This window comes from Micromonospora sediminimaris (assembly GCF_016863575.1).
GTDB lineage: Bacteria > Actinomycetota > Actinomycetes > Mycobacteriales > Micromonosporaceae > Micromonospora > Micromonospora sediminimaris.
The window spans coordinates 37237-51037 of the sequence record NZ_BOPD01000004.1 but is presented as its reverse complement, the minus strand read 5'-3'; the positions used below and the strand labels follow the sequence as shown (position 1 = coordinate 51037).

The following is a 13801-nucleotide window of genomic DNA, read 5'->3' as shown; positions in this document are numbered from 1 at the left end:
TCCGTGCAGGAAGGAACGCGCCGACGTCGGTGGCGGCGGAACGGGCAGGGTTGGGTTTCGGACACGCGTGGACGCGTCCGCGGTGCAAGGATCTGATAGGCGCGCACTACGCGCCCGCGAACAAGGAAACGTCATGACGGCCGATCGCGCATCTCGAAGAGGGCCTCAGTGACCGAGGACACCGCAGGGTTCATCTCGGCTCAGTCGGGCGGATACCGGGCATTCACCCGATCGGATGGATTGGCGGTGGACCGTGCGGGGCATTACCGCCGCGCGCATCACCGGGCCGCCCCGGCGGGTGCGCTCATGGTGCGGGCGCGCTCATGACATGTGGGCCGAAGGAGCGACATGCAGGTCTGGCCGGGCGAGCGGTACCCCCTCGGGGCCACCTACGACGGGATGGGCACCAACTTCGCGATCTTCTCCGAGGTGGCGGAGAAGATCGAACTCTGCCTCTTCGATGAGTGGGACGTAGGCCACGAGCGCCGGGTCGAGCTGCGGGAGGTCGACGCGTACGTCTGGCACGCGTACATCCCGGGGATCGGGCCGGGGCAGCGGTACGGCTACCGCGTGCACGGCCCGTACGACCCGGCGAACGGGCTGCGCTGCAACCCGGCCAAGCTGCTCATCGACCCGTACGCGAAGGCCATCGACGGTGACGTGCGGTGGGATCCGGCGGTCTACGACTACACCCACGGCGACCCCGATCGGATCAACACCGACGACTCGGCGCCGTACATGCCGAAGTCGGTGGTGGTGAACCCCTACTTCGACTGGGGCAACGACGCGCCGCCGCGCATCCCGTACCACCACTCGGTGATCTACGAGGCCCACGTCCGCGGGCTGACCATGCGGCTGCCCGGCATCCCCGAGGAGTTGCGCGGCACGTACGCCGGCATCGCCTCGCCCCCGATGATCGAGCACCTGACCCGGCTCGGGATCACCGCCATCGAACTGATGCCGGTGCACCAGTTCGTCAACGACCACCGCCTGACCGACCTGGGGCTGCGCAACTACTGGGGTTACAACACCATCGGCTTCTTCGCCCCGCACCACGCGTACTCGGCCCTCGGCCACCTGGGCCAGCAGGTGCAGGAGTTCCGGGGCATGGTCAAGGCGCTGCACGCCGCCGGCATCGAGGTGATCCTCGACGTGGTCTACAACCACACCGCCGAGGGCAACCACCTGGGCCCCACGCTGAGCTTCAAGGGGGTCGACAACCCCAGCTACTACCGGCTGTCCGAGGAGGACCGGCGTTACTACGTCGACTACACCGGCACCGGCAACAGCCTCAACGTCCGCAGCCCCCACTCGCTGCAACTGATCATGGATTCGTTGCGGTACTGGGTGACCGAGATGCACGTCGACGGCTTCCGCTTCGACCTGGCTGCCACCCTGGCCCGCGAGTTCTACGAGGTGGACCGGCTCTCCACCTTCTTCGAGGTGGTGCAGCAGGACCCGGTGGTCAGCCGGGTGAAGCTGATCGCCGAACCGTGGGACGTCGGCCCCGGCGGCTACCAGGTCGGCAACTTCCCGCCACAGTGGACCGAGTGGAACGGCAAGTACCGCGACACGGTCCGCGACTTCTGGCGCGGCGAACCGGCCACCCTCGCCGAGTTCGCCTCCCGCATCTCCGGCTCCGCCGACCTCTACCAGGACGACGGCCGCCGTCCCTTCCACAGCATCAACTTCGTCACCTGCCACGACGGGTTCACCCTCAACGACCTGGTGTCGTACAACGACAAGCACAACGAGGCCAACGGCGAGGACAACCGCGACGGGGAGAGCCACAACCGCTCCTGGAACTGCGGCGTCGAGGGCGACACCGACGACCCGGGCGTGCTCGGCCTGCGCGCCCGGCAGCGCCGCAACTTCATCGCCACCCTGCTGCTGTCGCAGGGCGTACCAATGATCGGCCACGGCGACGAGCTGGGCCGCACCCAGCGGGGCAACAACAACGCCTACTGTCAGGACAGCGAGCTGGCCTGGGTCGACTGGGACAACGCCGACACCGAACTGCTCGACTTCACCCGTCGGCTGGTGGAGTTCCGCCGCCAGCACCAGGTGTTCCAGCGTCGCCGGTTCTTCAGCGGCCTGCCGGTGCACGGCCGCGAGGTCGACGAGCCGCTGCCCGACCTGGCCTGGTACACCCCCGACGGTCGGGAGATGACCGGCGAGGACTGGGGCAACGACTTCGGCCGCTCGGTGGCGTTGTTCGTCAACGGTGAGGGCATCCGGGAACGCGGCCAGTACGGCCAACGCCACCACGACGACTCGTTCTGGCTCTGCTTCAACGCCCACGACGCACCGCTGGACTTCGCCCTCCCACCGGCCGAGTTCGGCCACCGCTGGGAACTGGTGATCAGCACCGCCGAACCGGACCAGGACAAGGGCACCACCGTGGAGGCCGGCGACACGCTCTGCGTACCGGACCGATCCCTGGTGGTGCTGGAGAGGGTGGCCTGACATGCCCGCGAAGCCCGTCGGCGCCACCTACCGGGTGCAGGTGCGCCCCGGCTTCGACCTGGACGTCACCGCCGGCCTCGCCGGCTACCTCGCCGACCTCGGCGTCACCCACCTCTACAGCGCGCCGCTGCTGGCCGCCGCACCGGGCAGCGCGCACGGCTACGACGTCGTCGACCACCGGCAGGTCAACCCGGAGATCGGCGGCGAGGCCGGCCGGCAGCGGCTGCTGCGGGCGCTGCGGGACGCCGGCCTCGGCCTGGTGGTGGACATCGTCCCCAACCACGCCGGAGTGGCCGTACCGGCAGCCAACCCGGCCTGGTGGGACGTGCTGCGTCGGGGCCGCGAGTCGGCGTACGCCGCCTGGTTCGACATCGACTGGCAGCGGGGCCGGCTGCTGCTGCCGGTGCTCGCCGACACCCCCGACGCCCTCGACGACCTCAAGCTCGCCGACGGAGAGCTGCGCTACCACGAACACCGCTTCCCGATCGCCGACGGCACCGGCGACGGCACCGCCCGCGAGGTGCACGACCGGCAGCACTACGAGCTGGTCTCCTGGCGACGCGGCGACGCCGAACTGACGTACCGCCGGTTCTTCGCCGTCTCCAGCCTGGCCGGGCTGCGGGTGGAGGACCCCGACGTGTTCGCCGCCACCCACGAGCTGATCCTGGCCTGGGCGGCGGCCGGTGAGGTCGACGGCATCCGGGTCGACCACCCCGACGGGTTACGCGACCCCGCCGGCTACCTGGCCCGGCTGCGGGAAGCCGCCCCCGAGGCGTGGCTGATCGTGGAGAAGATCCTGGAGTACGGCGAGGAACTGCCGGCGTGGCCGGTCGACGGCACCACCGGCTACGACGCGCTGGGCGCCGTCGGCGGGCTCTTCGTCGACGGCGACGCCGAAGCCGAATTCACAGCCCTGGACACCCGCCTCGCCGGCCGGGCCACCTCCTGGGCCGACCTGACCCACGACACGAAACTCGGCGCCGCCACCCGGCTGCTGGCCGCCGAACTGACCCGGCTGGCCGCGCTCGCCCCCGACGTCGACCCGGACACGGCCCGCGCCGCCCTGGCCGAACTCGCCGCCGCCTTCGCCGTCTACCGGGGCTACCCGCCCGAGGGGGCACGGCACCTGGCCAACGCCCGCGCCGAGGCCGGCCGCCGCCGCACCGACCTGACCGGCGCGCTGGACGCGATCACCCGCCGGCTGCGCGACCCCGACGACGAGCTGGCCCGCCGCTTCCCGCAGTTCACCGGCGCGGTGATGGCCAAGGGCGTCGAGGACACCGCCTACTACCGGTGGAGCAGGTTCATCGCGCTCAACGAGGTCGGCGGCAGCCCCACCCACTTCGGCACCCGGCCCGGCCGGTTCCACCGCTTCGCTGCGGCCCGCCACGAGCGCTGGCCGGCGAGCATGACCACCCTGTCGACCCACGACACGAAACGTGGTGAGGACGTCCGCGCCCGCCTCGCCGTCCTCGCCGAGCTGCCGCAGCGCTGGGCCGACGCGGTCACCCGCTGGATGGCGGCGGTGCCGTTGCCCGACGCCGCCCTGGCCCACCTGCTGTGGCAGACCGCCGTCGGCGCCTGGCCCATCGAGCGCGAGCGCCTGCACGCGTACGCGGAGAAGGCCGCCCGGGAGGCGGCGGCCTCGACCAGCTGGACGGACCCCGACCCGGACTTCGAACGGGCCATGCACGCCCTGGTCGACGCCATGTACGACGACCCGGCGGTCAGCTCGGAGCTGGCCGCCTTCGCCGCCGAGATCACTCCGCCCGGCTGGTCGAACTCGCTGGGGCAGAAGCTCGTGCAACTGGCCATGCCCGGGGTGCCCGACACCTACCAGGGCACCGAGCTGTGGGAAAACTCGCTTGTCGATCCCGACAACCGCCGCCCGGTCGACTTCGGCGTACGCCGGGAACTGCTGGCCCGGCTCGACGCCGGCTGGCAGCCGCCGGTGGACGAGACCGGCGCGGCGAAACTGCTTGTGGTGTCGCGGACCCTGCGGGCGCGTCGCGACCACCCTGAACTGTTCGGCGACTACCAGCCGCTCATCGTGCACGGGCCGGCGGCCCGGCACGCCGTGGCCTTCGACCGGGGCGGTGCGGTCGCCGTGGCCACCCGGCTGCCGCTGCGACTGGCGGCGGCCGGCGGCTGGCGGGAGACCACCCTGTCACTACCCGTTAAAGAGATGTCGTGCCTGTTCACCGGTCGGGTCTACAGTGGCTCTCAGGTCCGCCTCGCGGACCTGTTGACCACCTATCCCGTCGCGCTGCTGGTGCCCACCACCTGACCCGGGAGGCTGCGTCATGACCGAGTTCACCGTCTGGGCGCCCGAGGCGACACGGGTACGGCTGCACCTGCCGGGTGCGGCGGACCACGAGATGCGGGCCGGCCGGGGCGGCTGGTGGCGGGTCGAGGTGCCCGACGCCGGCACCGACTACGCGTTCCTGCTCGACGACGACGACCAGCCGCTGCCCGACCCCCGGTCGGCCTGGCAGCCCTCCGGGGTGCACGGCCCCAGCCGGATCTACGACCACGCGGCGTTCGGATGGACCGACGGCTCCTGGACCGGCCGGCAACTGCCCGGCAGCATCCTGTACGAGCTGCACGTCGGCACCTTCACCCCGGAGGGCACCTTCGACGCGGCGATCGGCAAACTCGACCACCTGGTCGACCTGGGTGTCGACATGATCGAACTGCTGCCGGTCAACGCGTTCAACGGGGAACACAACTGGGGCTACGACGGCGTCTGCTGGTACGCCCCGCACGAACCCTACGGCGGGCCGGACGGCCTGAAACATTTCGTGGACGCCGCCCACGCCAAGGGGCTGGGGGTGATCCTCGACGTCGTCTACAACCATTTCGGGCCCTCCGGGGCCTACGCGCCGAAGTTCGCGCCCTATGTGGGGGAGCGGCACACCCCCTGGGGTCAGGCCATCAACCTGGACGGCCCGCACTCCGACGGGGTACGCCGCTTCATCATCGACAGCATCCTGATGTGGCTGCGCGACTACCATGTCGACGGGCTGCGGCTGGACGCCGTGCACGCCATGCCCGACACCCGCGCCGTGCATCTCCTCGAAGAGATCACCGTCGAGGTCGAATCGCTCTCGACGCATCTGGGTCGCCCGCTGTCCCTGATCGCCGAGTCCGACCTCAACGACCCCCGGCTGATCACCCCACGGGAGGCCGGCGGCCATGGCCTGCACGCCCAGTGGAACGACGACGCCCACCACGCCCTGCACACTCTGCTCACCGGCGAACGGCAGGGCTACTACGGTGACTTCGGCACCATGGAATGCCTGGTGGAGGTGCTCACCGGGGGCTTCTTCCACACCGGCACCTGGTCCAGCTTCCGCAGCCGCCAACACGGCCGCCCGGTCGACCCGCGTACCCCCGGCCACCGCTTCGTCGCCTACCTCCAGAACCACGACCAGATCGGCAACCGCGCCGTCGGCGATCGCCTGTCGGCCTCGCTCTCCCCGGCGTTGCTGCGGGTGGGCGCGACCCTGCTGATGACCGCGCCGTTCACCCCGATGCTGTTCATGGGGGAGGAGTGGGCCGCCTCGACGCCCTGGCAGTACTTCACCTCGCACCCGGAGCCGGAACTGGCCACCGCCGTGGTCACCGGCCGTCGCAGCGAGTTCGCCGCCCACGGCTGGCCCCCCGGCGACGTGCCGGACCCGCAGGACCCGCAGACCTTCCTCCGCTCCCGGCTCGACTGGGCCGAGCTGGACAAACCCGAACACCGCGAGATGTACGACTTCCACCGCCGCCTGATCGCCCTACGGAAGTCCCGCCCCGAGCTGTCGGATCCACACCTGTTCGCAGTGGAGGTACGCCACGGCGACCAGTTCCTGGTGATGCGGCGGGGTGGCTGCCTGGTCGCGGCGAACCTGGCCGGCAAACCGCAGCGGGTGACGTTGCCGGGGGTGGCGCGGCGCGTCCTGCTGGCCACCGGTAGCGGTGTCACAGTGCAACGCGACCGCATCGAGCTACCAGCCGAAACTGCTGCCATCGTGGCGCTCTGAGTCGGGTAGGAGATCGCTGTGCAGATAGGACCCGAAGAATGGCCGGTCCGCGAGTCAGCTATCTGACACGCTGGTTGCCTGACGCGGCCGGTGGAGTGAGCATCGGTACCTTAACTGAGTAGGTTAGGGTGATTGATGCTGGGAGTTTCGCGGGCAGCGCTAAGTCGTTCGTATCAATGGTCACCGGAAATATCAAAAGCCTTCCCGTCTTGCGCACAGTTGATTGATAAGTTCCTGACCTTGCATCGGAAGCGCTACAGGCGGCTCGCGAGCCTGCATGTTGTTTGGTTCAAGGTTATCGGCGCGATCGAGGTCGTTCTCAGCATCACGTTGCCGGTGCTGTTTGTCGTTCCGATTCTTAGCAACGATCAAGCGAACTACGTTTTTCTAGCGATCGTCAGCGTCATTGTCGCTATAGCTGCTGGCCTCCGCAACTTCTACTCCTGGGACACCAACTGGCGACTGTACCGTTCGCAAGAGTTCGTTCTCGCTGGGCTGGTCGCGGAATGGGAAGTTGCGATGCTGCAAATTCTGCATTCCGGCGCAGCCGACGTGCAAGAGCGGGCGCTCAGTGATACGGCGGCTGTTCTTGCTAAGGCGACTGAGCTATTCGAGCACGAAAACAGCACACTCTTTAATGCCGTTGTTCCGCCGGAAGTCGCAAGAAGGAGTGTCCGAGTAGTTCAGCCAACAAGTCCGTCGGTAGCACCATGATCGTTAATGCCATTTCGGCTCGCTGTGCCGTTGGTCAGGTAGACCGTGGAATGATGCTTTCGGGCATGTAGCGCCGCTCGTACCCGCGGAGCTACATTGGTCGGAAGGAGTTGCTCGGCTTGCTCGTGTGAAGCCTGCCGGTGAAGTTTCAAGTCACTCAGGCACTTCAATGCAGTGCCGGCGAAGTGAGCCGGGCTGAAGTAGCTCGTCCACGGCAGGTCGATCGCCTCGGCGGTCGTATACCCGAGAGCACGCTCAGCCTTGGCCAATGCCGCCTGGCAGATACGCCTGTCGCCCGATCGACCGTAGGCGCCGGCGGCGGTGGTATACAGCCGAGCGCGGACGGCCGCAGGAGCTCGCCCTGCCCCGTCGATTGCCGCTTCGGCCAGCCGCGCTGCGTCTCGCGCACGACCCAGATAGATGGCCTGCGTGGCAAGATTCGCGAGTAGGTGAGCGCCGTAGAGACGGTCGTCGGCCGCCTTGGCGAACCGTATGGCGATGGTCCAGTGGCGCTGGGCGATCCCGTGCTCGCCTGCGTCGTAGGACATGAAGGCGAGTTGGCCGGAGAGCGTCGCTGCTGCCCGCATCAGATCGCGTCCCACAGCGTCGGTGTAGGCGCCGCTCAGCATGGGGGCGACCTGACGTACGAGAAGTTCGGCCAGTATCGTCCGGATCTGTGGACAGCCGCCGCCGTGGCGGCGGTCGAGATCGGTGAAGTGGTCGGCGAGGGCGTACAGCGACTGGACGTCCCCAGTGGTGACCGAGTGTCGACCGCTTCGGCTCACCGACTGATCGGTCAGGTCGTACCGCCAAGCGAGCGCGGTCCGTAGCGCCTCGACGCTGTCGAAGGTGTCATTACTCTGCGATCTGCTCTGGCGGGCCAGGGCCGTCCAAAGCTGTTCGGCGGAGTCCATCGCCTCCGCGACGGTCGTGGGGTAGGAAACCTTCGCGTCTGAGTGATCGGTGGCGAAACCCAACTCCACAGTGGCGACTGAACGACGTAGCCTGCGGCCGAGGACCTCCGTCATGGCGGCTTGAACCTGCTCGGCAGGACGACGACCGCGTAACCACCAGTAGACGCTGGCGGCGTCATAGCGCCACGCGCCGTGGGCGCGTCCCAGGTGGTTGAGTTGGCGGGCGAATGCGGCATGGGCAGTGCTGTAGCTGGCGTCGCGCAGCAACGCTTCGAGTGCAGTGTTCGTGACTGGCCGCACCACAGATTGACCCCCGAATCCCCGTGACTACTCGTGTCCAGCTTATTGCTCGTCGTAGCGACATGGGGGGTCGCGCAACCCCACGCAATCTCTCTCCTGGCTTGGCGCAATGGCGCACATCGGTCGCCATCTGTCTCATGGTTCCGCCTTCCGGTCTTCTGCAAAGGAGGCGTGATTAGGGGCGCTCGGACGGCGGAGGTGCGAATGGGAAGCGAGAAACGGGTGAGCCAAGGTGAGCAGGTGGAGGCGGCGGAGCGGGAGGCGGCCAGGCGACGCCTGTTGATTCAGGCAGAGGCGGAGCGCGTACCGGTGGAGGAGACCACGCGGGCGGTGCCGGACCGGCGGTGGCGGCGTGAGCAGCGGTGAGCTGCCGATCGGTCGGCGGGTGGCGCGTTGGCGGGTCCGGCGGGGGATGACCCAGCAGATGCTGGCCGACCGGTTGGGCAAGTCGAAGAGCTGGGTGGACAAGGTGGAACGGGGTGCCCGGCGACTGGACCGGTACCCGACGATCCAGCAGATCGGCGAGGTGTTGCGGGTCGATCCGATGGTGCTGCTCGGTCAGCGTCGCCCGCCGCAGCAGCAGGATGCCGGTACGCCGGACGGGGTGGACGGGATCCGGGCGGCGCTGGCCCGCTACGACCGGGCGCTCGGCAATCCGGTGTCGCCAGTCGAGGTGCGACGGCAGGTCGAGCATGCCTGGTTGAGTTTCCAGCACGCGCACTACGCGCAGTTGGTGCGGGCGTTGCCGGGGCTGCTGGACGCCGCACAGGCATCGTCGGGGCGGGATCTGCTGGTGCAGGCGTACCGGATCACCGCGTCGGTGCTGGTGAAGCTCGGTGAGGCCGACCTGGGCTGGCTGGCCGCAGACCGGGCGATGGGTGCGGCGGGCGGTGATGCGCTGCTGTCCGCGTCGGCGGCGGTGTCGGTGGGGCAGGCGTTGCGGGCGTTGGGCCGGCACCGGCTGGCCCTGGCCGTCACGTGTGCCGCCGCGAGCCACCTCGGGCCACACCATGCCGCCGTACAAGGAACGTTGCTGCTTGAGGGTGCGCTGGCTGCCGCAGGGTGCGGCGAAGCCCGACGTGCCGCCGAGTTGACTGGACGGGCAGCCGGGCTCGCCGCCAAGCTTCGTGAAGACACGCAGCGGACTGGGTTCGGGCCGGCGGCCGTCGAGTTGGCGCGAGTGGTGGTGGCGATCGAGTTGGGAGACACGGAGGCGGCGGTGCACGGGCACGCGGTGGTCATGCGGCGGGATGGTTGGCGGCGGTTGCCGCTCGAACATCGGGGCGCGTATCTGGTGGACGTGGCGCGGGCGTACCTCCAGATCGGTGACCTGCGGGGGGCGGCCCGCGCGCTGGTCGACGCCGACGCCATCGCGCCGGCCGAGATCCGCTGCCGGCCGTTGGCGCGTACCGTCATCGCCGATCTTGCCCACCGTCACCCGGCCCCGGCCGGCGTCGCCCGCCTGGCCACCCTCGTCGGCCTCACCCGCTGACGGCCCGGCAGCGCGCGGCGGGTCAGCGGCCGGCGCGTTTCCAGGCGCGGTAGAACTCCTTGTAGAGGAAGCGCTGCACCGGTGTGCCGGTGGCGGAGACCTGTTTGCCGAGTGCCCGTGCGCCGATCCACATGCCGGCGACCTTGGGCACGCCGGGCACCGACTCGGTCACCGATGCCACCCCGTTGACTAGTTCCTGTTCGACCGGCGAGAGCGCCACCCGGCGCAGGCCGAGCCGTTCCAGGAGTTGTCGCTTCGCCCCGTTGATGTCGCGGGCGAGGCGAAGATGATCCTCGTCGGTGACGCAGCGGGCGACGGCGGCCCGCAGGTCGGCTGCCTTGTCCCGGTAATCGGCGATCCGGGCGACGATCAGGTCTGTCCATTCGCGTTCACCGAGCCGCCCGGTCTCATCCGCCTGCCAGAGACGGCCGCCCAACAGCGGAAGTTCGAGTTCGAGAAGCTGTACGCGGTGCGTGTCGTTGTCGTCCGCCGCCGTCACGAGGGACTCGTGGATCCCCCGGATGGCCTTGATGACGTCGAGCACCACCGTTTCCGTCGCACCCTCGGTGGAAAGGTCGAAGGTCAGCAGGAAGTCGCGCCGGACGGGATGTGCCTGGTAGGACAGGCGAGTGGCGTCCGCACGTGCCTGATACTTCAGCCCGCGCGCCAATGTCGCCGCGACGTAGACCTCCTCGCCAGGCGGTGCCATCAGTCGCAGCGGGCCACGTAGCACGATCGAGGCCGCTCGTGCCCAGGTGCCGAAAGGGTCGTCCTCGACCCCGTCGGAGGTGGTGATTCGATCCGTGTGATGACCGGCGACCCGTACATTGGCCGCCTGGAAGGCGCACCAGCCGTGGATGCGCTTCGACAGCGAGTTCCGTGAGTCGGGCAGGGCATCGTCGCAGGTGACAGCCTGCCCGATGAACTGCCCGAGGACCTGGTTGCCGCGCCAGCTCTGCAACTCGTGCAGCGCCGTCTCCTCGGCGTCCCGCATCCGGTTGGTCTCGTCGTCGTCGAGTTGCAGCGGGTGCAACAGTCCCACGTCGGCCAACGCCCGGAGGAGATACGGTCTGGCGCCGAAGTCGGCGGCCGAAGGTCGGTCGAGTACCGGATGCGCCACCCACACCCGGTCCATGAAGATCAGAGATTGGATCAGTTCGACGAATGCTTGGCGGGCGAACGGGTCGTCGGGCCGAGTCCCGCGGTTCTGCGCAACGACGAAATCTTCCGCGCTGATGATCGAGGTGACGTCTACGAGGACTTCGGTGTTCCGATGGGGGAGTCCCGGGCTAGCTCCACGAACCACTTGACGGCCTCCGGGCGACCCATCACGGTGCTGGCGAAAGTCGGCTCAGGTTGGGCGAGCGTTTCCATGGGCACCGGCAAATGCCGTTTCCCATTCACGTCTGTGGACATTAGACCGACGATCTCACCGAGACACAAGCCTGCGAGGCCGTCCCAGACCTTCTGCCGAGGGCGGTAGAAGAGGTCGAAGCGCGGCGCACCCGCCGCGAGATCGGTGAGGTCCAGGGCGGTACGCAGCATGTCCAGCGTCTGTGACGTGGTCCGCGTTTTCAGGGCGTAACCTGCCTCGGCCATGCCGATCTCGTGCGGCGGGGCTTCCGATCGGGCGCTGCGGGTCAGGGATGCGACACGAATCGGCTCGCGGTTGTACGTTGCCGGTCTGCCGTTGACTGTGATCGTCTCGTCGGCCCGAGAGGCGACCACCACGATCGGTTTACCGCCGTCTCCCAGTTCCGGCGCGACGATGAGCGCGGCAGCCGGCTCCCGTCGCTCCAGCAGGCAGACCACGGAGCAGAACTCGGTGCTGTGCGGATTGACGAACTCAGCCGTGCCGTCGATCGGATCGATCACCCAGATCCGCTCGGGTTCCTCGTCGTGGCCGGGCCGCCACGAGCCACTGCCCGACTCCTCGGCCAACACGCGAGCATCAGGGTCCACCGCCCGGATCTTGCTGATGACCATGTCTTCGACCGCGAGGTCGGCTTCGGTGAGCAGGGTGCGGTCGGCCTTCTCCCGCACGTTCAACTCGGCTACCCGGGATCGGTATGAGGCGAGGATGTCCAACAGCTCAGTCGTCAGGTCGGTCCACAACGGGTCAAGGTTCATCGACTCGACACTCCTCGCGACCGGCTCTCGGCACCGCTCGATCGATGGTCCCATCATTCCACTCCGGCACTCATTCGCTGAGCTGGCCCAGTGCCACCCGGCACCCGCCGGAGTAGTCCGCCTGGCCACACTGGTTGGCCTCACCCGCTGAACGCTTCCGGTCGAGCTGACCTTCCGATCTGTGGCAGTCGAGGTTGTCGACACGCCGGGCAGGAGACACCTTTAATGCCCACGGATACCCTCGCTTCACCGACGGGGTTCCGGGTTGCGCGCTGATACCTCGCTTCACGACGCGACGTCTTGCCGAGGAATCCGCCGGACTGCCCTAAACCACAGGTTGGCGTAGATTCCGCCGCGTCCTGCTAGCCACCGGCAGCGGAGTCACAGTGCAGCGCGACCGCATCGAGCTACCAGCCGAAACTGCCGCCATCGTGGCGCTGTGAGGCGGGATCCCCTGGCCGCCGGCTACCAGAAGCGCCACCGGGTGGGATCCTCGTGACCCTTCACCAGCCGGATCGAGGCGGCCAGCCTCAGGGCGTCGTCCCGATCCCCGATCGCGGCAGTAGCGGCCGGGGCGATGACCAGCTCCGCGACACACTCGGCGCACCCACCGGGAAGCTGCGCCACGCGATAGATCCCCACGGTGCCGCTGCCCCGCGATTCCCGTGCGGTGGCCCGCCTGCCCGACACGGTGACGTCGTCGCTGCCTGCGGCGCTGCCCAAACTGCTCGTGTCGATACCGATCGTGATGACAGGCCCCGGGTAATCGTGCTCGTTCTCGACCGGAGCCACCAGGTAGTCGGCGGAGACGACGACAGGTCCGTCCGCTTCCCAACGCAGGTAGGTACTTTTCCGCACGGCACCGTCGGGGAGGCCGTCCACCTCGAACGGCAGGGCTCGTGGCGTGGTCTCCCAGCGAACGCCCTCGGCCACCTGACGGGCCATCTCGTCGCGGCGCTCGGCGGTGCTCGCCGTGCTCAGCATCATCCGGATCTCCGCGTCGGGCGCGTATTCCCAGGCCAGCACCCGATTTTGGTCTGATAGGGCCTGGACGGCGCGACGACCGTGCACCGGCGCGACGCGCTCTCTGGGAATGACGGCCGGGCCCGAGTCTTCGTCGTACGGCACGAAGCTGTGGACGTCCGCGCCCCGTGTCGCCATCAGGATCTCCACCTGCCAGGCATAGTCCGACGAGAGGTGGTCCCCCCGGCTGGGGGAGGCGTCAGTCAGTGCTCCGGAGATCTCAAGTTTGTGCAGGTCGGGCCTAATTGTGTAGGTGGCGGTGCGGACGGGGCCAGGCAGATCGCCGAGGCGGAGCAACTGCCGGCCGAGGTCGAACTCGACGGGTGCCGAGGCGGTCAGGCCGCCGGAGGTGTCGCCCGTCTCCGGTGCCCGTCGGGTGGTCCAGACGGTCAGGCCCGCCACCACCGCCACCACGATCACGACCCCCAGGATCAGGATCTGGCGACTGCGCCTGCCATTCGGAGGCCCCTCGGCGCCGGAGGCAGCTGAATCGTTGCCCGATTCGTGTGCCTCACTCGCCACGGACGTCCTCTCGACTCGGTGCGCCGTGCTGCGACGCGGTCCGAGGAGTCTACGACCGGTCCCGTCCCCACCGCTGCCCGTGGCCTGACCACAGGATGCCCAGCGGCGGGTGAGCCGGCCGGTGGTGTTGACCAAGAGGGTTGCGTCCCCGGAGCGGCGCGGCCAGGGCGCAAAGCTCTTGATCGACTCGTGTGGCCGGGGCGGAGTTGGCG

General features: G+C 68.7%; 10 protein-coding genes. 6 read left to right on the top strand and 4 right to left on the bottom strand.

The window, feature by feature from the left end:
- Positions 1 to 348 precede the first annotated feature (348 nt).
- The 4 genes from glgX to Vse01_RS02535 all read left to right on the top strand — a co-directional run bounded on the left by glgX (position 349) and on the right by Vse01_RS02535 (position 7208).
- Entirely contained in the window at positions 349 to 2466 is a 2118-nt protein-coding gene (gene glgX / locus Vse01_RS02550) for a glycogen debranching protein GlgX (protein ID WP_093402741.1), read from the top strand.
- 1 nt (position 2467) lies between these two features.
- Complete coding sequence (treY, locus tag Vse01_RS02545; RefSeq protein WP_093402742.1) at positions 2468 to 4753, top strand: malto-oligosyltrehalose synthase; 2286 nt, start codon at positions 2468 to 2470, stop codon at positions 4751 to 4753.
- A 16-nt stretch (positions 4754 to 4769) separates the two neighbouring features.
- A complete protein-coding gene (gene treZ / locus Vse01_RS02540) occupies positions 4770 to 6494 on the top strand; it encodes a malto-oligosyltrehalose trehalohydrolase (protein ID WP_093402743.1) in 1725 nt (574 codons plus the stop codon).
- Positions 6495 to 6629: 135 nt separating this feature from the next.
- Positions 6630 to 7208 (top strand): DUF4231 domain-containing protein, encoded by a 579-nt coding sequence (locus Vse01_RS02535; RefSeq protein WP_139233111.1) that lies wholly within the window; start codon positions 6630 to 6632, stop codon positions 7206 to 7208.
- Here Vse01_RS02535 and Vse01_RS02530 read toward each other — a convergent pair.
- The gene (locus Vse01_RS02530) at positions 7178 to 8389 is read right to left on the bottom strand and encodes an NsdA family TPR-like regulatory protein (RefSeq protein WP_139233112.1); all 1212 of its coding nucleotides are present in this window, start codon (positions 8387 to 8389) and stop codon (positions 7178 to 7180) included. The two genes, Vse01_RS02535 and Vse01_RS02530, sit on opposite strands and share 31 nt — an antisense overlap.
- Before the next feature lie 237 nt (positions 8390 to 8626).
- Here Vse01_RS02530 and Vse01_RS02525 point away from each other — a divergent pair, with 237 nt between their 5' ends.
- The gene (locus Vse01_RS02525) at positions 8627 to 8788 is read left to right on the top strand and encodes a hypothetical protein (protein ID WP_170863358.1); all 162 of its coding nucleotides are present in this window, start codon (positions 8627 to 8629) and stop codon (positions 8786 to 8788) included.
- The gene (locus tag Vse01_RS02520) at positions 8775 to 9914 is read left to right on the top strand and encodes a helix-turn-helix domain-containing protein (RefSeq protein WP_093402746.1); all 1140 of its coding nucleotides are present in this window, start codon (positions 8775 to 8777) and stop codon (positions 9912 to 9914) included. The genes Vse01_RS02525 and Vse01_RS02520 overlap by 14 nt, the downstream gene beginning before the upstream one ends.
- Before the next feature lie 22 nt (positions 9915 to 9936).
- Here the strand turns inward: Vse01_RS02520 and Vse01_RS02515 are convergent, their stop codons facing one another.
- From Vse01_RS02515 to Vse01_RS02505, 3 genes are all read right to left on the bottom strand, one after another.
- Positions 9937 to 11049, bottom strand: a complete 1113-nt coding sequence (locus tag Vse01_RS02515) for a hypothetical protein (protein ID WP_232511139.1) — start codon at positions 11047 to 11049, stop codon at positions 9937 to 9939.
- Positions 11050 to 11165: 116 nt separating this feature from the next.
- Positions 11166 to 12044, bottom strand: a complete 879-nt coding sequence (locus Vse01_RS02510) for an inositol monophosphatase family protein (protein WP_275415484.1) — start codon at positions 12042 to 12044, stop codon at positions 11166 to 11168.
- A gap of 465 nt (positions 12045 to 12509) precedes the next feature.
- The gene (locus tag Vse01_RS02505; protein ID WP_093402748.1) at positions 12510 to 13487 is read right to left on the bottom strand and encodes a hypothetical protein; all 978 of its coding nucleotides are present in this window, start codon (positions 13485 to 13487) and stop codon (positions 12510 to 12512) included.
- Between the last annotated feature and the right edge of the window lie 314 nt (positions 13488 to 13801).